Raw genomic sequence first — 20131 nt, 5'->3', positions numbered from 1 at the left:
ACGATAACTTGTATTTAATTTCTTGTCCGTTTATGCTGTTATAACTGTCCATTTATGCTTTTAGAGCCTATTAATGCCCAATATTCATACTAGCCAACAAATATCACGAATTAATGATGTACTTTATTATATTCATCAAGATATTAGTCATGAATTATTAGCTAAAGATTTAGCGGGAATTGCAGCGTATTCTGAGCAACATTTTCATCGCTTATTTAAATCAGTGGTTGGCGAATCTGTTCATCATTATATTCGCAGGGCACGTATGGAGTTTGCAGCTAATCAACTAATGTTTGATGCAAAATCTTCAGTATTAGACATTGCTACAAAATCTGGTTTTTCATCCGTTTCCTCATTCAGTAGGGCATTTAAGTCAATGTTTGATCGCTCACCGGGGCAATGGCGAATTAGCGAGCGACAACACAAAAACAAACCTTTTTTGGCTGACAGTGAAATCGCGGCTTGTTATGAACGTTTACAAAATATGCCTGTACCTAAATGTGAAATTGTAACTTTACCTAAACGCCATGTTGCTTATGTTAGGCACCAAGGGTACGGTCGGTCAATTGCTAATGCTTGGCAAACGTTACAAGCATGGGCAAATATACAAGGGCGTGATTTTTCGCAGCAATTTGGTGTGCATCATTCTAATCCTGCTTGGGTAGACCTTAAACAATGTCGTTATGTAGCGTGTATTTCAATAGAGTCGCCCATTTTATGCCGCGGTATTGTTAATAGCATGACCATTCCAGGAGGCTTACACGCGGTATTTAAACTACAAGGTAAGTACGGCGAATTATTACCGCAGCTAAACAATATTTTAGAGCATTGGTTGCCAAATTCTGGTTATAAAATGTTATCAACACCCGCTTATGTGCATTACAGCAAAAATCAATTTTTAGCTGAAAATGAGCAATTTGAGTTAGCCTTTTGTTTGCCTATATCATTGTTTAATTAGCTTTATTTAATTAAATTAATAAATTCTAATTAAATAAAGCTAATTGATAAATGTTCAAAAGTATATGAGTAAGCCATATATGGGGAAATAATTTATTAGCTAACAAGAAGAAGTGTTATCAATATTAACATAATTTATGTGTATAACTTTCTTATCTAACTTGAATTACTTCATCAACAGACCAAGATCATTAATAACTTTTTATCCGCTTAACATGCGCCATTATAATTCAAGGCTTTATCATGATTGTTCTACTTCCTATTTGTGTTGGTTTAGGCATTATTATGTATCTGATGAGCAAGCCATTCATGCTTGAGCGTAAACGTGACAAATTAAAGAAACTACCTTTTACAAAACAATGGCGTCAAATTATTCAAAAACGTATGCCATATTTTAGGCAGATGCCTACAGATTTACAGCTACAACTTAAACAACACATCCAGGTATTTATCGCGGAAAAAAACTTTATTGGCTGTAATGGTGTTGAAATCACCGACGAAATAAGAGTAACGATTGCTGCGCAAGCTTGTTTATTATTATTAAACAGAAAAACTAATTATTATCCTAAATTAAAAACCATTTTAGTGTACCCTAGTGCGTTTGTTAAACAGCAAAATCAACGCGAAGCAGATGGCACACAATCAAGTAATTCAATTACTTTATCTGGCGAGTCATGGGATTTTGGCAAAGTAGTTTTATCATGGCAGGATAGTGTTCATGGTGCAGAGCTTCCTAATGATGGCCATAATGTAGTTATTCATGAGTTTGCTCATCAACTTGATCAAGAAGATGGTAGTGCAAATGGTGCACCTATATTAGGTAAAGAGCAAAACTATCAATCATGGTCTGAAATATTTTCTAGCCAATTTACTTTATTACAAAAACAAGCTCAGCTAGGTATTCCATCAATATTTGACTACTATGGCGCAACTAATCCAGCTGAGTTTTTCGCTGTTGTGAGTGAGGTTTTTTTTGAAAAAGCGAAGCAATTCTCAACAGAGCATCCAGAGCTTTATAATCAGCTTACTAATTACTATAAAGTTGATCCAATGCACTGGTAAATAATACAGAAGTATCAAAACGAACTGTTAAAATATGTATATCAAAATACTATTATCAATATAAAGTAAGTTATGTATAACAAAAAACAAAATGCCAAACCGCAAGAAATTTCATTTGAACGTGTCAAAGGCTACATGATTTGGATGATTGAGCGCTATGGTGATTACTCAGAAAAAACTTTATTACAAAAAGCTAATTTACTGTTTAAAGATGACACCCAGTATAACGAAGCCGCGTTAAATTACCTGATTGAGCGTGATATTATTAATGATAGCCGTTATGCGCAGCGTTTAACTGAAAGCTTGTCAGAAAGAAATATCGGCGTCAATAAAATCAAAGAAAAGCTTTATGTAAAGGGGTTTAGTGCACAAATTATTAACGACTGTGTGGCTACTTTAAATACTAGTGAAAGCGATTATTTTGAGAAAGCACTAATACTCAAAATTCGTAAGTTTGGTGACGAGCCAATTGAAGACATCAAACTAAAACAAAAAGCGATGAGGCATTTAATTTCTAAAGGGTTTTCATACACTATTGCCAATAAAGCGGTGAGTTACTCGCCAGACGAATACTAATTCAAGTAATTAATCTAATTTATTGTGGTACTGTTATTTTATACAGTCTTAAAGGTATAATGACATATCGATGAATAAAATACAGATCCAGTTAATGTTCCATAAAATAAACCTCAAGTTAATTAGCAAAAACAGACCTAACCCTAACTCTTATACTTATAACAGCTACAGGTATAGTAATATCGTTTCTATACGCTTAAACAGCGTTCAGTATTCTTAAGATGTCATATATTTTATACCGTAATTTTTGGGGTAAATGGTTTGGTAAAGCCAAAAGTATTACCGTATCTGCAGCGGGTATATCTTTAGTTGATATCGATAAAAATTCTCAAACCATCACCGTTAACCAATTAACAGACTTTCCTTTTATTGAATCCACTATTTTCGGTAAAACCCTTGTTATCAGTACTTATGCTACAGATAAAGCTAAGATAACGGCTGATTTAAGCTCTGTTAAATATTCAGCTAAGGACTCAAAGCAAAGCACTAAAAGTCATGTGTCAAAAATATGGGGACTTAATGCACGCAGCGCTAACTTATTTAATCAACAAGCCAAACTCAATTTATATAAAGAGATAAGCGATAATATAGAGCGCCATGCAGACGTTTTTCATCAACAAGCGATGACTCAATACTTACGAGACTCAGTGGTTCCAGCATTACATTTTTCAATAACGCCTTGTATTACAAACTACCTAGCCTCTAAAACACGTTGGCAAAGTATTTTATCTGCAAAGCAATTATCTAAGATTGATGTGATTTCAAGATTGCCCGATATCAAAAGTGTAGAAAGTTATCGACAAAGTTACGAACGAAAATTATTGAGTAAGTATGCTGACTTTTTTGATCGTATCGAAGCTAATCCACTGACAAATGAGCAGCGCTTAGCCGTGATACGAAATAATGATTACAACCTTATTTTAGCCGCGGCAGGAACCGGTAAAACCTCGGTAATGGTTGCTAAAGCGCTGCATTTAATTATTCATCTGAAAGTCCCTGCAGATAAAGTTTTGATCCTCGCCTATAACAATGCTGCCGCGAGCGAGCTTAAAGAGAGATTAGAAAGACGAAAAACAAGTTATGGCGTAAGGTGTGATTCGCCTTCTATTTTAACCTTTCACGCACTTGGCTTGAAAATATTAAACGCGGTAAATGAAAACACCAAATTATCAAGTTTTGCTACTGATAGTGCGCTGTTAGAACGTTGGTTTTCTCATTGGTTAGAAGACCTTATAAGCCAAAACGAAAGTTCGTTAGAAGGCTTACTCAATTTAACCACTTTATTTAAGGCTGACAAATTTGTTATTGAACTAGCTAGAGATTATTTAAGAGCTCACTTAAGTAGTGAGCAAGTCATCGAAGCATTAAAATCATCTGGTTTATTAACTAAAATAGTTAAAAACTGTTTCACCTATTTACAAGCCATCAGAGTTGAACAACTTGATAAAACTCAAATAGAAAGTCGATTATTTCATGGTAATGGTAATACTAATGCTAGCTTAGATAACGTAAACAAAGCAAAAATAACTGAATCCGCTGATTTTCTCAACGCTCTAGTGCAAGCTTATAGTTCAGAATTAAACAAGCAAGGCGCGATTGATTTTGACGATATGATCAGCAATGCGTTTACACAGATAAATAATGGCCACTTTACTCCGCCGTGGAGTGATATTCTGGTTGATGAATTTCAAGATATCTCTTCTGCAAGAATGCACTTATTATCTGCAATCATTAATAAGGGGCCACGACCTAAACTGACAGTGGTTGGTGATGATTGGCAATCTATCTATCGCTTTTCTGGTGGTAAGTTAGATCTAATTACTCAATTTGAAAAATACATGGGTAGCCATAGTTTAACAACGCTTCAAAAAACCTTTAGGTATAACAACAGTATTGCAGATACAGCAGGGCAATTTGTGATGCAAAACCCTGAGCAATATACTAAGCAGATAGATGCTCACGCAAAGGTTGAGCAATCACAAGTTTTCTTAATAGACTGTGAAAATAAAAACTTAGGTAAAGCTAGTGATAACGGTATTGATAAAAGTATAAATGCACGCATTAGCCAAATTGTTAAACGTATACGAGACAATGACCCTGATGGAAAAATTGCTATTTTAGCGCGTTATCGTTATCTACTTGATAATGCGAAAACTGAATTGTCGGCTTCGCATTTTGTTGATAAAAATCAGCCCTATCAACCAAAGCAGTCAAATCAATTTAATCACGAGAATTCCAATAACATCCATTATTGGACATTTCACAGTGCTAAAGGTTTAGAAGCCGATTATTGTATAATTGTTGGATTATTTAGTGGTAATTCTGGTTTTCCAAGTACGAATAAAGAAGATGCAATATTAGAAGCATTACTGCCGATAAGTGATGGTTTTGAACACTCTGAAGAGCGCCGGTTATTTTATGTAGCGCTGACTCGAGCAAAGAAAAAAGTTTATCTTATTGCCGATCCTAATAAACCCTCGGCCTTTATAGAAGAGTTGTTATCGCCAAGTTATGATCTACAACTCATGTCAGATAAGTTTAATGCATTAAAAAAAATCTCAAAAAAGAAAAAATAAAGTAAAAATAAACACCAAGGAGTACCTGTGATTTCAAAAAAAGTTAGAGAATTATTTGTATCGCTAATGGAAGCGAGTGACAATTCAGTTGTTTTTTATGACGTTGAAACTGAGCAATACCGAGGTTTTTTTAATCGTGCGGTGGTTAATAAGTATATTGATCTGGGGGCGTTAGAATTAGTCGACGGAAAGGGCGATGAAATTACTATTTTACTCAACAACCGTGATGACTTCTTAAGCTCTTTCGCTTCAGGTATTCGAGAAGCTGCGAACGGAAATGATCAATCTTATGCCGATTATAACGCCAACCCATTTGCTTTTTCCGTCGGTTTTGAACACTTTCATCAAATGGCTAAGAAAAAAAGACCTAATGTTGATTATATCTGTCATGGTTTTGAAAGAGCAGATACTGGATTAATACACCAACAATAACACTATATTTATTTGTCTTTGAACAAGTTATTTGTCGATAACTTCATCGTAAAATGTGACAAATTATAGTTTTACAGTCCTATAATCGGAGATAATACGCTGAACATCGCGTAAGTTGTTTTTTGTAGTCTCTGCCATTTCCTTTTCTAAAACTGATTTTTCTAACGTCTTTTCAAACACTGTTTCTTTCGACGTTGTTCTTTTTGATAGACTTTCTTGCTCACGTTTTTGCAATCCCTGTTGCATACGTAAGTAATGGTTAAGTGTTTTAGTGAGGTATCTTTTTGTAATGTCAGCTTGCTCATTTGATTCGAAACGCCAAATTTTATCGCCTACCGCACAGACTTTGCCTTCTATTGAATTTGATGTTTGAGCTGTCGTTGAAATTGACGCTGGGGATAAGGATGACAACAATAATATTTCATAAAAACGCTGATTATCTTCAACCAAAACTTCATCTTTTAAACTAAAATCGAGAGCAATTAACTTCTCGCGTAATGCATATTGATGATGTACAGGACAAAGTAAGTAATCGATAGTTAAATGTTTGTATTGTTGATTAATTTCCTCAATAAATTTTATCATTAAATCGCCACCAATACCGGCAATAATAACTAAATGTTTACCTGCGTAATTATTCAGCGGAAGTTTAGCGACATCCAAACAATGTACTTGCCATTGTTGGTTATCCTTGCTGTTTTTATCATCAGAATTAGCATAAAATCGATGTAGCTTTACTTCAATCTTTTGCATAAGCTCAGGCACAATATCGACAAAGTGAACTTTACTAATAGAGCTCTGACTAGTGGTATATGATAATAATGAAAAGCCAAGTAAGCCATGATCACAACAGCAATCCCAGATGTGATCATAGCTCGTGTTGTCTGCTTGAAAACTAGGTACGGCTAAATCATTTATTTGTTGTAAACGTTTACTTAATTTCAAATCATAGCTCATATTAGTAGCAGTCTAAAAAGTTGATAAGCAGGGCGCTCAATTAGATTTTTTGTTTTTTAACATAAAAAACATCAATCAACCTTACGTTTTTTACCACTTTCAGCACGTTTTTTGTTTTCACTTTGCACGTAAACGGTGTCTGTTGTTGCCATACTAGCGTGACCAAGATCTTCAGAAATATCTTTAAGAGGGCGCCCACGTTCAATTTCCATACTAGCGCCAGTGTGTCTAAGCCAGTGAGCAGAAGCTTCTTTAAGTTTTAATGCTTTATTTGGACCTTCAGAAATACGCATATTTTCATAGGCTTGATCGAATACACTTTGAACAATTCGACGTAAATGACGTGAAGTCATTCCTCCTTGCCCGCGAACTTTTTCAACCAGTACAGAATTTTCATTACTTGCAGGTAAACCTAACAAACTACGTGATGCACGATAGCGCTCTAAAAAGGGCAAAAAGTCAGTTGGCACGGTAATATCACGTAATTTACGGCTTTTTCCGAACACTTTCAACCACCAATTTTCATCGTCATCTTGCCAAAAATGTCCCATAGTTGGTGACCAAGTTTCACGTTCTGATAGCTCTGATATTCTTAAAAATAGGGTTTTAAGTGCTGCGATTACAAATAAATTACGCTCGAACATAGGGTTTTCATCTGCCATTTCTACTGCAGTATCTAGCACGTATTGCCATTGGCTAGCAGTTAAACGTTTAATTTCTTTAACTTGTGAATCGATAATAAAGTGGCGACAATCTTTTTTAGCTATTTGTGCTGGATTACCAATACAAATATCTTCAGCCATTAAATGATTATAGAAAACGATAATAGCGGTAAACATTGATGAAAGTGTTTGTTGAGATGGTCGGTATTTTTTCTTATCAACAACAAAATCAGCTTTTAAACTTTTAGGTGCTTGAATCTTAAATGGAAACCAATGTTCATTAGCAGCCGAATAGCCGTTGGTTATTTTAAAACGTTCTTGATTTGAAGTGCCAATCCAAGTTACTGGTGGTTGCCAACAAAAATCAGCATACTCAAGTAAATCTGATTTACGTAATTGGTCAATTGGTTTTTGTTTAACGATAAACGACCATAACAAAAAACGTTCAACGTCATTTCGAAAGCGCTCATAAGTATGCGATGATTTATTTCTACCTATATAATCTAGAAATAATTTTCCCCAATTAAATTGTTCAAGCCACCAAGATTCGTTAGCTGAGAATATCTTTGTTAACTCAGGATAATCTTCAAAATCGAATTCACACAGATCAACATAAGTAGGATATAAAGGAACAGGTTTAGTTAATGGCATTTGAGAGATATTATCCAAGTTATCATAATTATTTTTGCTGAGTATTTGTTAGCTTTATATAATACTTAATAAATAATTAACATGAGTTAAGTAAAAAATTTATATTAAGGGTTTTTAACCTTGTAAACATACTAATTTAAGTCAAAGTTTGAAATAGCTTAATTTTAAATTATTAGTATGATTACAGGAACAAAGCTAGTTTAAATCAATATATCAACTATGTCCAATACTGAAGAGTATCGGACATAGTGAGTGTATTTTATTAAAGGGTGGTTGTCCCTGTCATTATCCAGATTATGAAAATCATTAAATGGCGTCCGATCACCAATTTACAACTTGAGCTTCAATCTAGTTCCCACGCTCCGCGTGGTAATTCATAGCACTATGACTATTACAACAAAACCAATTTTATTTGTGTTAGAACTTAACCGTTTATCTATTTTACCGATATACATTCCCACGCAAAGCATGGGAACGAGTTCTAAAAAATAAGCGCTAACAAGTTCCAGCCTCAAGTACTTTAATAGATGAAACTACTGTAGACGGGATTTCAAATCGCGAAGCTTTTCTAGTTCCCACGCTCCGCGTGGTAATTCATATTGTTTTATCAGTTACCAATCTTTACAGACATCCAGTAAACCAATTTCTCCAGCATAATCACGTGCACTTGAATAACGCCAATGCTCAGCTTTATCAACATAACCGCGTTTAACCGGATTATTATGGATATATTCTATTTTTTGTCTCATCATCGCATCGTTTTGAATAAATTCAGGATGCATACCTTCTTGCCAAAACTGATAACTACGATCACTTTTATGTGCTTTTTTATAAAACGCTAATTGGTCTAATATCGTTTTAACATTATTCTCAGTTAAATAGGCAATTAACTGCTTTGCAGTAAAAGACTTAAAACGAGCGATATCTTTTGATATCTGTTCACTTTGTACAACCAAGTGTAAATGGTTTTCAAGAATTACATAGGCGTGAACTTTTAAACCTTGATTCATTAAAAAACGTAATGAATCAAAAATAATATCTACAGTAGCTGACCTGGTAAAAACAGGTATCCAATGCAGTACAGTTAACGTAATGAAATGTGGAGTATTTTCTTGTATAACTTTGTAGCGATCCCTGCCCATAAATTACTCTTCGTATTAGCTTTAATCCTTATTATAGCTAACTATTCATTACCACGCAGAGCGTGGGAACGAGTTCCACTCAGTACTCCTACTAACCTTGCTCAAATTGACTATATTGTTCAACTAAGTTAAATAAGAATGCTTTTCCTGCTGAGCTAATAAACCAACTGTTGCTACCGGTTTTATAAGCAAAGTTTCTACTCGTAATAAAATCTACCGCTTTAGACCAATTCTCAATTTTTATGGCTTTTAATATAGCTAAAGATTCATCATCTTTTGATAACACCATTAAATCAGTTTCATTAAAACCAAATTGTATTTGGCATAATTGTTCAAGCTCACGGCCAGTTTGACTGTAATATCTACCAAGCTGTAATAAAATGGCCTGTACTTTTAAAGCATTATCATCAGCTTCATCGCTGCTGTCTGCTCGAAGTTCACGTACATAATAAAAATCACCCGCGCTGTGTAAACACAGTTCGTAACCTAAATGTTGATATAACAACTCAAAATGTTGTGATGAATTAAATAAACAAGTAAATAACGCATTATCAATATTCTTAGCATTAATATCATCAAACACTAATTTGGTAATTACTTTACCTTGATTGAACTGTCTAAAAATTGCCGCGCTTTGTTGAGCGTTTACCAGGTCAAAACTTGTTGTGGATTGTTGAACTGGATTGTTTAATTTATTTTCAAAATCTTCTTGCTCATCTAAATCCTGTTCAGATAAGCCTTGTTCTGATATTTTCTGCTCAGTTAAATCTTGCTCCGCAATATTGTCGGAATCGTTATCTGATTTTTGAGTGTGCTCATTGGTATTTTGAAGATCGATATTCATTATATTGTTGTCTCTTGGCTTTGCTTAGCAATTACTTTTTTACGGCGATAAATATAAATTTCATCGTTAAAACGCAAATAAGCTTTTTGGTTTACCGTTTTCAATATGAAGTTATTTTGCTTTTCTTGCATTAACTGACACGCACCAATTAAATCAGCTAAACAATAATCGCTAAAACTATCACTTAATCGATAATGCAACATAGCTGTTAAGTCTTTACTTTCCCGAAGTTTAATCACATTTAAATGTTCAAACATGGCCAAAGCACGTTTTAATATTATTGATTCTCGATCATCAATAACTGCGGTTAAGTTGAAATTTTCGTTATTGCTTGTTAATAATCCATCAAGATTTAAAGCTTCAAGGCGTAGTGATAACTCTGTAAATAAGTTATTAAAATAGCTGGTTGAATGCCCTACTCTAAAATCTTTTAATTTGTTAACTCGCTTAAAACTATTAATAAAATCAAAGTCTTTTACTAAGTTATTATCAATTTTCGTTTTGTTTAAATTACGATCTAAGGTTTTATCATAAGCTGACATAAGTTTTTGATGAAAATGTTCCATCGCATTACTTTGCAATAATGCTGAGCGTGTTTTACGTAAAAACTGGTCAACTTGGTGAGCAACTTCGGTAATTGGCACAAATATATTACTAAAACTCATACTGTAACGTAACATTTGTGAGCTTAGAGCATGTTTATCATTACTCGCAAAAGCTTGCTTAAAATTGTTTAAAGTAGCAAATAAATTTGTGCCTTTGGCTAAACGCGTACTGTGGTTTAAAAAATTTTGAGTTGGCTTTATGTGGCGTTCAAATAAATGACTAATACGGGCTAGCATTTTTTCTTTATGTTCATTACCAAGAAGATGATTAGTTTTAATATCCCAGCCATCCACACCATTATTATTCACGTTTTGATTAGAATTTTGATCACTTGCTAATAATTCGGTAAACGTTTGACTCGACATGGCTTCTAAATCTTTGCCTAGTCCTTGCATACGATCAATATTTTGTTTTAATAAACTTAATAACTCACTTAATTGTTGAACTAAATCATCAATAAACTCTAAATAATCGGGATCATTATCAATAAAAGATAATTCGGCATTATTTACTCGCTCTTGCAATCGCCAAAGCGAAGCAAGTCGAGATTTTAATTTTGTGTCAGTTAATTCTTGGTAAAGTGAGTTTTCACATAAACGAAATAAACTGATGATACCTTCTTGAAAACTTAAGCGACATGTTCCTTGATAAATGTCTTTATCCATTAAAATATGACTTTGCAAAAGATTATCAGTATCAAACGCTAAGGTTATTCTCTGTCTCTCGGTATCAATGAGTTTGCTTGAGTATTGTAAAATTTCTTGCGCTAAAGTTGATTCATTTATAAAACGTACTTTATTGTTATCCATAATACGAATAACGTTAAACATAATACTTGGATGCTCTAATAAAATGCGCAACGTTTCAATAGTATTAAATTTTTTATCGCTCTGTTTTTTATGTAAGCTTGCTGTTACAGGGCTTTGCACAATTTTTGTTATCGATTGAGGCTTTTGATTTTTATTCTGAGGCACTATCACTTTCCTCAAATACACCTTCTTCTAAGCCCATTAATAAACCAAGTTGATCTTCGTTAGTTTGATTACCAACTAATTGATTTCCACCATTATCTGCAAGTGAGCTGAACAACTCAGCCCCGCCCCAGTAAACTAAAGTACGTTCTTTTGAATAAGGCTTTTGGGTGCGCATTGCGCCAATTTCATGATAACGACCAATTTTATATATGAGCTGTGAACTTGCACTATGTGTAGATGCAGCAAATAAATTAAAACCACTGGCTTTAATATCGTCAAGTAACCAGTCAAATTGTTTGATATCAACGGTTGCTATCTCATCAAGTACTAATGGTAATAATAAATCATAACCACTAGCACGTAGGCGTTTAAGTAGAATTTGTACTAATTTGAGGTTTATAAGTGCCGTAGTTGAATTTGATTGCTGTTTACTTTGCCATTGCGTTTGATCTTTTTTACGTGTTTTATAGGATAAGTTCTCAATGATTTTATCCATAGTCAATCGCTGGTTACTCGTTGAATTAGCACCATTAGCGAATATACCAGAGTTGGCAAAGGCACGTAACCTAGCATAAAAATTATCAGAGATTAATTGTTCGGCATATAAATCTACATGTTGTAATTCTTGTACTAGGTTTTCAAAGCGTTTATCAATATGAATTTGTACGCTTATACCGTCAAGATCATTAATGCTAATTTTAGCAAAATCACGGTTTAAACCAGTCTCAAAATCTTTAATATAATCAAAATTTTGTTGGAGTAAATTCATATAGCTTTGTACAGATTCATTATGAACGTAAATCTGTTCGTTTAACATGGTTTGACGTGCTGCTAGGTTAGTATAAACATCACTTAACGCTTCAAAGGTTTTTCGTACCACTGAAAAACTTGGCGCTTCGTTCATAATCCCTTGTTTATCAACTATAACTTGCTCTAATACAAAATTACATAAGCCCTTTTGTAACTGTAAATTAAGTTCAGTTAATGAGGCAAGTTGTTGTTCTATTTCATTTAATTCAACTGGCGTTATTTCAAACTCTCGTGTTGATGAAATACCTTTTTCGATAGCTTGTACACAACGAGGATAGCGTGTTTTAATGCTGTCAGATTGTTTTTGTAATTGAACTAAATCATTCACTTGATTAGCAATAATTTGTCTATTTTGTTTGGCTTGCTCGGTAGTTTCCTGGCATCTGGCAAAATATTCTTGTGCTTTACTTTGCTCAGCAAGCATCTGCGCAACACGGCGTTCAACGCCTTCAAGATCTAGCTTAACTTCCTCTAAATGCCTATTATTGTATTCAAGGTTTTTAAGCGTGATTAACTCTTCTTCGGCAAGTTTTATATCACGTGTTAAACGTTTTATTTCACCAGCATTGGCTACACTATTTTGTTGAGACTCAACTAAGGCATTCAGTGACTGTTTATCACTACGAAGTTCAGCTTCAACATCTGTTAAGCGCAATTGACTATCATCATTAAGTTCTTGTGATTGCTGATAAAAGGATTCATCAAATAAAGTCACCGCATCACTTTTTACGGTGAATAACTCAGCGAAATTTGTAAAAGCACTTAATTGTTGTGCTGTTAAGTTTTCACCTGGGTTAGCTAAAGCTAAGCGTTTATTTATCGCAGCATAAACTTGCCAAGTGGTTTTAGGTAATTGGTTATTAAGAGAATATTCTTGGGTGTTAATTCGGGTTATTAATCGTTGTTGCTCTGCTTCATTGCGACGGATATTGGCCTCAAGTTTAGCTATGCGGTTGATACTGGCGTTGCTGTCTTGGTGCGCAGATAAATCCTCTTTCATGGTGGCAATGTCATCATTGAACCATTCAATCACTTCAGTAACGGGTTTGTCTGGATAGCCAGCTAATAATAACTGTGCTTTATCTAACGCCTTGGTTAAATTTGTTTGTTTTGTATTAAGTTTATTTTGTTCAATTTGCTCGGCTTTTAAGCTGACATTGATAGATTGTAATATTGATTTTTGATCGGTTAGCTCATTGCTAATTTCAGTAACTGCATCTGCCGCTTTTTGTTGATGAATTTTTTGTTCATTAAGTTGTAATGTTAGCGACTTATAAAAACCTGCAAAGTCTTTGTCGGCTAATTGAAAACGCGCGTACTGAACAAAGTTATCTTGTAAGCTTTGGTACTTAGTTTCTAAGTTAGCAATTTTAGTTAGTTCAAGTTCTTGTTGTTTTAGCTCATCATGTTTTGCTAAAAACTGATCGATATTAAAATCTAGAATATCGCTGGTAAACTTTTTATCTGCTTCAATAATATTGGCAACGGCTTTAGCAACGCCGCCACTGCTAGAGTTCATTTCAAATAATAACAAAACCAATGTACGTAACGATTCAATTCGAGCGTCGTCACATTCGGCTAACGGAAAAACACTGTAGCGCATATTTTGCGGGACAAGTTGCTCATTTGCATATAATAATTCTTTGAGTTTGGTGGTGTCTTTAATCGATATTGTTTCTTTGGTAATAGCTTTAAGTTGTTTGAAAACTTCACTACTGCTTAAACTATCGGCGCGAAAGCCGATACCGTCTTCATCACCATCAAGTTGCCAGAACAAATGACGAATGTCGTCAAACGCTAATGGGGTAAAAATTCGACTATAAGTTAAATAGCCGCTACTTGGGTGTAATATCTGACAATGGTTATAAACACTACCTGCATGTTGATGACTTACTTCCAAAATTAAAAAACTGTATTTGCTGGGGAAATAATGATTATAGCTTTCTTCGTTATCATAAAAGCCATCATTTTTAGGCGTGCTAAAAGCAAATTTATTTTTTGAATTTTTAAAGTTATTTTCAGGTAATAAAAATAAACGTAATGAGTTTAAGATACTCGATTTACCAATATTACCATCAGCAAGTAAAATGGCGTGTTCGTCTACAGGTAATTCAACATAGCAAAATCCCGCTGAGTCAACGAGTACCATCCGCTTAATTTCAAATTTGTATTGTGATGACATTAGTAACTTTTTCTTCCTGTAAATGTTTAGCTATTTATATAGTTAAGTATGCCAATACAATGATGGCAGAGCGATAAATTTGACAATGATATTGTTTAATATCTTTTAAAATGAGTCTGATAAGTAGACTTCTTGTTCCATAAATTTTTTACTGTGCGCAAAAGCTTGTGCTAAATTTTCAAAGCCTAGATGTTTAGCTAAAGTTATTGCCTGTCTCCAATCTTGTTCATGTTTTGGTGATTTTTTAAAGTGTGATGTTATAAATGCTTCATCGGTTAACAGTGCTTTATCAGGCAAAACAAAAGTCAATTTAGTTGAAATCATTTTTTGTAACGATGCAAACATAGTTAGGCCACCAAGATCGTAATCAAAGCAACATAATACCTCATCATATTGGTTGAAATACATTGAATTAAAACTATTTGTGACACTATTACCACTTCCAAAAGCGATATCAACAGATTTATTATTGTCAGTAATATCGTTACGTAATCGAAGTATAAAAGCCTGATAACGAAAAAAAGTTTCTTGGTTTTCTATAATTATTAAGCGCTTTTGTGGTTTGAATGACATTGAACACTTTTTCTTGTCACAAACAACGACTTTAGGGGGTTGAGGATTAATAACATCTGATTGAACCAAGCAGTTAAAGACATCAGGATAAACAAGTAAATAACTCATTGATGTTTTATGGGTATGAGAATTGCCTTTAGTGGCGGCATCAACCCGGTTATGGCTTGGTTTAGAAGTATCAAACAGCTGCTTGAAGCTTATTTGGTCAATAACGGCTAAGTGATATTGGTTTCTACCTGATGCTGGTGTATGGGTAAATATACTTTTCCAATTTAACTTATGTTGTGCAGGTAAAACAGCGATGAACTTGGTAAGGTTTATCGCTTTGTTTGCTTCAATGTTAACTAGATATTGATGAAGGTTCATTTATGCTTTAGTAATGTGTAAATTGAAATCACCCGTTAAAGCGGTTGTAACTTCAATACCAATGCGGGATCAATTTTCACATCAAACCAATTAATACGCCAATCTAAATGAGGGCCTGTTGCTCTTCCACTTTTACCAACGGCGGCCACAACTTGACCTTGCTCTACTTTATCACCTTGTTTTACATAGGAATCACTTAAATGTAAAAAGGTTGAGCTAACACCTTGGCCGTGATCGATGATCATAGTGCCGCCTGAAAAAAACATATCTGGCACCCATAACAGTACAGTACCTGATGCGGGGGCTTTAACCGGATCGCCGGTGTTGCCTGCATAGTCTAAACCATAATGTGGGTTTTTAGGTACGCCGTTATAAACACGCTGGCTGCCGTAAACTCCAGTGATAATTCCTTCGATTGGTGGGATAAAACCTTGGGCAAAATAAGTATCTGAGCTAGCTATTTTTCGAGCCGCTTTAATTTGTTTGCTGTCTTGTCTTGAGCGTGCAATAGCTTCAGGATTAGGTTGCATGATACTTTTTTTAATACCCTCAATTCGTTGAATATTATATTCACGTTTAGATGGCGTTAATATTTTCTCTACCCGATCACCATTAACACTAATAATGGTTAGTTTATAATTTTTTGTATCATCACGAGAAAAACCAAAAGTGTAATCACCGTTTGCAGAAACCGGTAACTCTTTGTCGTCTAACATCACCTTATTGTTAGGTAACGTTTTACCAACCACTAGGCCACCCTGCTCAATTTCACCGGTTAGCTTGAACGCACTTTTTGTAATTTCATGTTTAATGGTTGTTTTAGACTCAATAACTACTTCTTCTCCATTGCTAACTTCGGTGCTACCTTCAGTAATTATTTTAGCTGAGCTTTTGGTTTTACTTTGTGTGTTATTTGAAGGTTCGCTCTGCGCATAGAGTTGCACAGAGAAAGTAAAACTAGCAACAATAGCTAGATTCACTAATGTTTTATTTTTTAAAAGAAAATTAGCCACAAACAATTGCTCCTTTTGCTACACCTTCATAAGCAATAACTTTAACAGTGTTGTTACTTAATTCTGGGTGCGTAGCTTTAATTTGGCGTAAAATAAAATCGGCAAGTAATTCTACCGTTGAATCACAATCGACCACATCTAATATTTTAGTTTCTACGGCAATGTCAAATCGACCTTGTGGTGCAAAATAACTAAAATATTGGTGATCGGGTGTTAAATTACACATAGCTTGGGTTGATAACTGAATATCATCTTTGCCAATTCTATCTGCTTCACTAGCAATATAGATATCTTGCCAACGTTTACACCAAGCCGACTCTAATGCTGCATCTCTTTTACCATCTACAAGTATTTGAATTTTAGAGCGATGCCCATGTGCAATACGTTGGCAATTACCATCATGTAACTTTAAACCGTGGGTATAATGATAATAATCCGTTGGAATATCTTCAGGACGTAATACTAAGGTTAAACCAGCTACGTTATTTGGTAATTGAGCTAAAATTATTGCCGTTAAATGTTTGGTAACTTCAACAATATTGATAGTTAAACAATCAATAGAAGCAAATGCACATTTGGGTGATTGTAAATAATAACTTGCAATATCACTTACAAAATCAACTGTTTGATGACCTTCGTTATGTGAAGATTCGGCAAGTGTTAATGCTTTCTCTTGTATTGGTAATAACAGTTTATGATCAACTGCATCATCAATAATTGCTTTAATTTGCTTTTTAACCACAGCAAAATCAAGCACCATACTCATTTCGTTTAATGAGCCTTCGAGTAATACATCAACAATCCAGCTTTCACCGACGATACCACGCTTTGTACACAGGTATGAAAAATCAATAACGGTAAGATCATCTACAAATAATTGCATTTTTTTCCTTAAATTATGTTTGCTACGTTTGCTTTATGTAACTTTGCTTAAGTTTAAATTAACTTAATAATAGTTTGTATAACTAAAACTCTATTTAATAAATACTTTTTAGCAAATAGAAGATTATTCTTGTACTTGCCACAAAATTTCATCGTTAGCACGAACAGGTACTACAACATCATCACCAAAACTCATAGTTGCAGGTACTGACCACGATTTTTTAACTAAAGTGATTTTGTCAGTGTTTATTGGTAGTTGATAAAAATTAGCACCGTTAATACTAGCAAAGCCTTCTAACTTATCTAACGCATTTTCTTGTTCAAAGACTTCGGCGTATAACTCAATAGCAGAATGTGCTGAATAAACACCAGCGCAACCACACGATGATTCTTTAGCACTTTGTGCATGTGGCGCAGAATCTGTACCTAAAAAGAATTTTGTACTACCACTTGTTGCAGCTTCTCTTAATGCTTGTTGGTGAATATTACGCTTTAAAATAGGTAAGCAGAAATAATGTGGGCGAATACCGCCAACTAACATGTCGTTACGGTTATATAATAAATGATGAACTGTAATAGTTGCGCCAATATTATCACCCGCTGCCTTGACAAAATCGACCGCGTTTTTAGTAGTGATATGCTCTAACACTATTTTAAGGTTTGGGTAGTTAGCTACTAATGGTTGTAAAACAGTCTCGATAAAAACTTGCTCTCTATCGAAAATATCAATTTCATGGGTGGTAACTTCGCCATGCACTAATAACGGCATTTCAACACTTTGCATTGCTGCAAAAACGTCACTTAAATTATTAACATTAGTGACGCCTGAAGATGAATTAGTGGTAGCCCCTGCCGGATATAATTTAGCTGCGTAAACTAAACCAGATTTTTTTGCCTCTAAAATATCTTGTGCTGTGGTGTTGTCAGTTAAATACAAAACCATTAACGGTTTGAAACTGGCTTTTGGTTGTTCAGCCATAATACGGTCGTAATAACTTTTTGCTAATTTAGCATCTGTAACAGGTGGAACTAAATTTGGCATCACAATCGCTCGACCAAAATAACGACTAATATCTGCGACAGTATTTTTTAATACCTCACCATCACGTAAATGTACGTGCCAATCATCAGGACGTATGATTGTTAAGGCGCTATTTTCACTATTATTAGTAGTAATATTTTTGCTTTGTGACATGTTAATGTTTCCAACTTTATATATTTTGATGAATACAGGGGATTTTACTAAAAAGACAATAACCCACTGTTTTATAAATTCTTTATCTCATGTAACGCAAAACCATTACGGTAACGCGATACTTCTAGGTAATGAGTTTACTATCGATTAATAATCAATACTTTGCTTTTCAGCTAAAAATTATTCGACAATATCGTCATTGGCATTACTTGCTAACAATGCCATTAATTGTTCTTTCAAATTCGGTGGTACTTTATAAATAGTCAACGAATCATTATGCGGATTATACACTACGTCTTGACCAAAATGACTACGTTCGAAACTTAAACTTATGCCATTACCGTAACCTGAGTATTTAGTGATTTTGTTAACTACTGCTTGTTCATGGGGAAATGTGTCTTCAATTGGATATGATTGCGTTTGACAAAATTGATAAAAATCCTGCTCGTTGCCCGCGCTTTCAATCACCTTTCCTACTTCTTGAATTGACACATCTTGTGAACTGGCTTTTTGCTCTTTACAGTAATTTAATAAATCTTTGCGCGTTTTTTGTTTTTCAGCTGCGTCTAATTGATTAACCGTTACGTAATCTTCAACAGCTTGTACTAGTGTTTGGGTTTGCTCTTTCGCGTTTAAACCTTCTTGGCAACCTAAAAAGTCTAAAAAGAAGTCTGATACTTTACGTCCCGCTCTACCTTTAATAAATGAAATATAACGATTACCTTGAGTATTGTCTTTGTAATCAAACAAATCAATACGGGCAGCAAGTTGTATTTTATTAGTATCTAAATGTTGCGCCGCAGAAATATTCAGCTCGCCATCAACACTGTAATGCTCAGACACAGGAATCACTGCCACGAATAAGTAACGTCCACCCATGTGCTCATAATGACACAGCACTAAATACCCTGTTTCATCTAAATCGTATTTTTCAATTTCATTTTTTAACACGTTTGCTGCTTGTACGCTAAAGTCGTAAAAGTTTTGTTGCTCAGTTAAATAACTTTCCATCAAATCTATAAATCGAGCTGCGTCTCCTTCGCTTGGCATGGATGAGAAGCTACCGTAGGCTTTACTACCTTTGGCATTATAAATAGCATGTAAACCATCTACAAAGTTTGCGGTTTTGGTGGTTTCTTGGGCGAAATCAGAATTTTCAGGTCCTAGGCGTAACACAACCTCTCCGGTTTCTTCTTTTTTAGTCAAAAAATGTAGTGCTATGTTCTGAATTATTAAGCTCATATGATTTTTATGTTCTTGTTCTGATTGTTAAAATTAATTGGACGTTTTGCTATCTTGTACATATTCTTTTTATATTTGCTATATATTAAAGTGTTCAGGCATTTGATAAACTAGCGAAATTAAATCTATACCCTAACTAAAACTCTTATTAGCGAAATTATTATGCCTATTGTATCTAAATATTCAAACGAACGTGTAGAAAAAATCATTCAAAATTTATTGGATGTACTTGTTGAAGAAGAAGCGACACCTGATTTAGCCCTAATGTGCTTAGGAAACACTATTACCAGCGTGATTAGTCAAATACCTGAAAGTAATAGAGCCGCTGTGGTAGATAACTTTACCGCGGCGTTAAAAAAGACCGTTTAGATTAGATAGCGGTGGGTGACTTGGTTAGTATAAACGGCCAAATCACCACAAAGAGCAACA

General features: G+C 34.5%; 17 protein-coding genes. 6 read left to right on the top strand and 11 right to left on the bottom strand.

From position 1 onward, the window contains the following. The first annotated feature begins 73 nt into the window (after positions 1 to 73). From CWS31_RS03835 to CWS31_RS03815, 5 genes are all read left to right on the top strand, one after another. Positions 74 to 958: an AraC family transcriptional regulator gene (locus CWS31_RS03835; protein WP_101344420.1), complete on the top strand. Its 885-nt coding sequence runs from the start codon at positions 74 to 76 to the stop codon at positions 956 to 958. 239 nt (positions 959 to 1197) lie between these two features. Beyond that, complete coding sequence (locus CWS31_RS03830; protein WP_170252757.1) at positions 1198 to 2019, top strand: M90 family metallopeptidase; 822 nt, start codon at positions 1198 to 1200, stop codon at positions 2017 to 2019. A gap of 72 nt (positions 2020 to 2091) precedes the next feature. Further along, entirely contained in the window at positions 2092 to 2595 is a 504-nt protein-coding gene (locus tag CWS31_RS03825) for a regulatory protein RecX (RefSeq protein ID WP_101344422.1), read from the top strand. Positions 2596 to 2816: 221 nt separating this feature from the next. Further along, entirely contained in the window at positions 2817 to 5171 is a 2355-nt protein-coding gene (locus CWS31_RS03820; protein ID WP_101344423.1) for a UvrD-helicase domain-containing protein, read from the top strand. A gap of 27 nt (positions 5172 to 5198) precedes the next feature. After that, the gene (locus tag CWS31_RS03815) at positions 5199 to 5603 is read left to right on the top strand and encodes a hypothetical protein (protein WP_101344424.1); all 405 of its coding nucleotides are present in this window, start codon (positions 5199 to 5201) and stop codon (positions 5601 to 5603) included. A 63-nt stretch (positions 5604 to 5666) separates the two neighbouring features. On the opposite strand, the gene CWS31_RS03810 is transcribed toward CWS31_RS03815, so the two are convergent. The 11 genes from CWS31_RS03810 to yejK all read right to left on the bottom strand — a co-directional run bounded on the left by CWS31_RS03810 (position 5667) and on the right by yejK (position 19702). Then, positions 5667 to 6548 (bottom strand): tRNA (adenine(22)-N(1))-methyltransferase, encoded by an 882-nt coding sequence (locus CWS31_RS03810; RefSeq protein WP_246143333.1) that lies wholly within the window; start codon positions 6546 to 6548, stop codon positions 5667 to 5669. Between the two features lie 83 nt (positions 6549 to 6631). Next, positions 6632 to 7873 (bottom strand): tyrosine-type recombinase/integrase, encoded by a 1242-nt coding sequence (locus CWS31_RS03805; protein ID WP_101344426.1) that lies wholly within the window; start codon positions 7871 to 7873, stop codon positions 6632 to 6634. 611 nt (positions 7874 to 8484) lie between these two features. Next, positions 8485 to 9015 (bottom strand): REP-associated tyrosine transposase, encoded by a 531-nt coding sequence (locus CWS31_RS03800; protein ID WP_101344427.1) that lies wholly within the window; start codon positions 9013 to 9015, stop codon positions 8485 to 8487. Between the two features lie 91 nt (positions 9016 to 9106). Then, positions 9107 to 9859 carry a condensin complex protein MksE gene (locus CWS31_RS03795; protein ID WP_101344428.1) on the bottom strand — a complete coding sequence of 251 codons (753 nt, stop codon included), beginning with the start codon at positions 9857 to 9859 and terminating at the stop codon, positions 9107 to 9109. After that, positions 9859 to 11439, bottom strand: coding sequence for a hypothetical protein (locus CWS31_RS03790; RefSeq protein WP_101344429.1), 1581 nt, complete (start codon positions 11437 to 11439; stop codon positions 9859 to 9861). Before CWS31_RS03790 ends, CWS31_RS03795 begins: the two co-directional genes overlap by 1 nt. Next, complete coding sequence (locus tag CWS31_RS03785; protein ID WP_101344430.1) at positions 11426 to 14431, bottom strand: coiled-coil domain-containing protein; 3006 nt, start codon at positions 14429 to 14431, stop codon at positions 11426 to 11428. The genes CWS31_RS03790 and CWS31_RS03785 overlap by 14 nt, the downstream gene beginning before the upstream one ends. A 105-nt stretch (positions 14432 to 14536) precedes the next feature. Further along, positions 14537 to 15370: a hypothetical protein gene (locus tag CWS31_RS03780; RefSeq protein ID WP_101344431.1), complete on the bottom strand. Its 834-nt coding sequence runs from the start codon at positions 15368 to 15370 to the stop codon at positions 14537 to 14539. A 35-nt stretch (positions 15371 to 15405) separates the two neighbouring features. Continuing rightward, positions 15406 to 16383, bottom strand: coding sequence for a M23 family metallopeptidase (locus CWS31_RS03775; protein WP_246143331.1), 978 nt, complete (start codon positions 16381 to 16383; stop codon positions 15406 to 15408). Continuing rightward, positions 16376 to 17266: a 6-carboxytetrahydropterin synthase gene (locus CWS31_RS03770; protein ID WP_101344432.1), complete on the bottom strand. Its 891-nt coding sequence runs from the start codon at positions 17264 to 17266 to the stop codon at positions 16376 to 16378. The genes CWS31_RS03775 and CWS31_RS03770 overlap by 8 nt, the downstream gene beginning before the upstream one ends. Positions 17267 to 17389: 123 nt before the next feature. Beyond that, positions 17390 to 18460 carry a dihydroorotase gene (pyrC, locus tag CWS31_RS03765; protein ID WP_101344433.1) on the bottom strand — a complete coding sequence of 357 codons (1071 nt, stop codon included), beginning with the start codon at positions 18458 to 18460 and terminating at the stop codon, positions 17390 to 17392. Between the two features lie 180 nt (positions 18461 to 18640). Beyond that, the gene (gene yejK, locus CWS31_RS03760) at positions 18641 to 19702 is read right to left on the bottom strand and encodes a nucleoid-associated protein YejK (protein WP_101344434.1); all 1062 of its coding nucleotides are present in this window, start codon (positions 19700 to 19702) and stop codon (positions 18641 to 18643) included. 162 nt (positions 19703 to 19864) lie between these two features. Between yejK and CWS31_RS03755 the strand changes: the two genes are divergently transcribed. Continuing rightward, positions 19865 to 20071, top strand: coding sequence for a YejL family protein (locus CWS31_RS03755; RefSeq protein ID WP_101344435.1), 207 nt, complete (start codon positions 19865 to 19867; stop codon positions 20069 to 20071). The last annotated feature ends 60 nt before the right edge of the window (positions 20072 to 20131 follow it).

This window comes from Colwellia echini (genome assembly GCF_002843355.2).
Taxonomy (GTDB): domain Bacteria; phylum Pseudomonadota; class Gammaproteobacteria; order Enterobacterales; family Alteromonadaceae; genus Colwellia; species Colwellia echini.
This window is presented reverse-complemented; position numbering and strand designations above follow the sequence as displayed.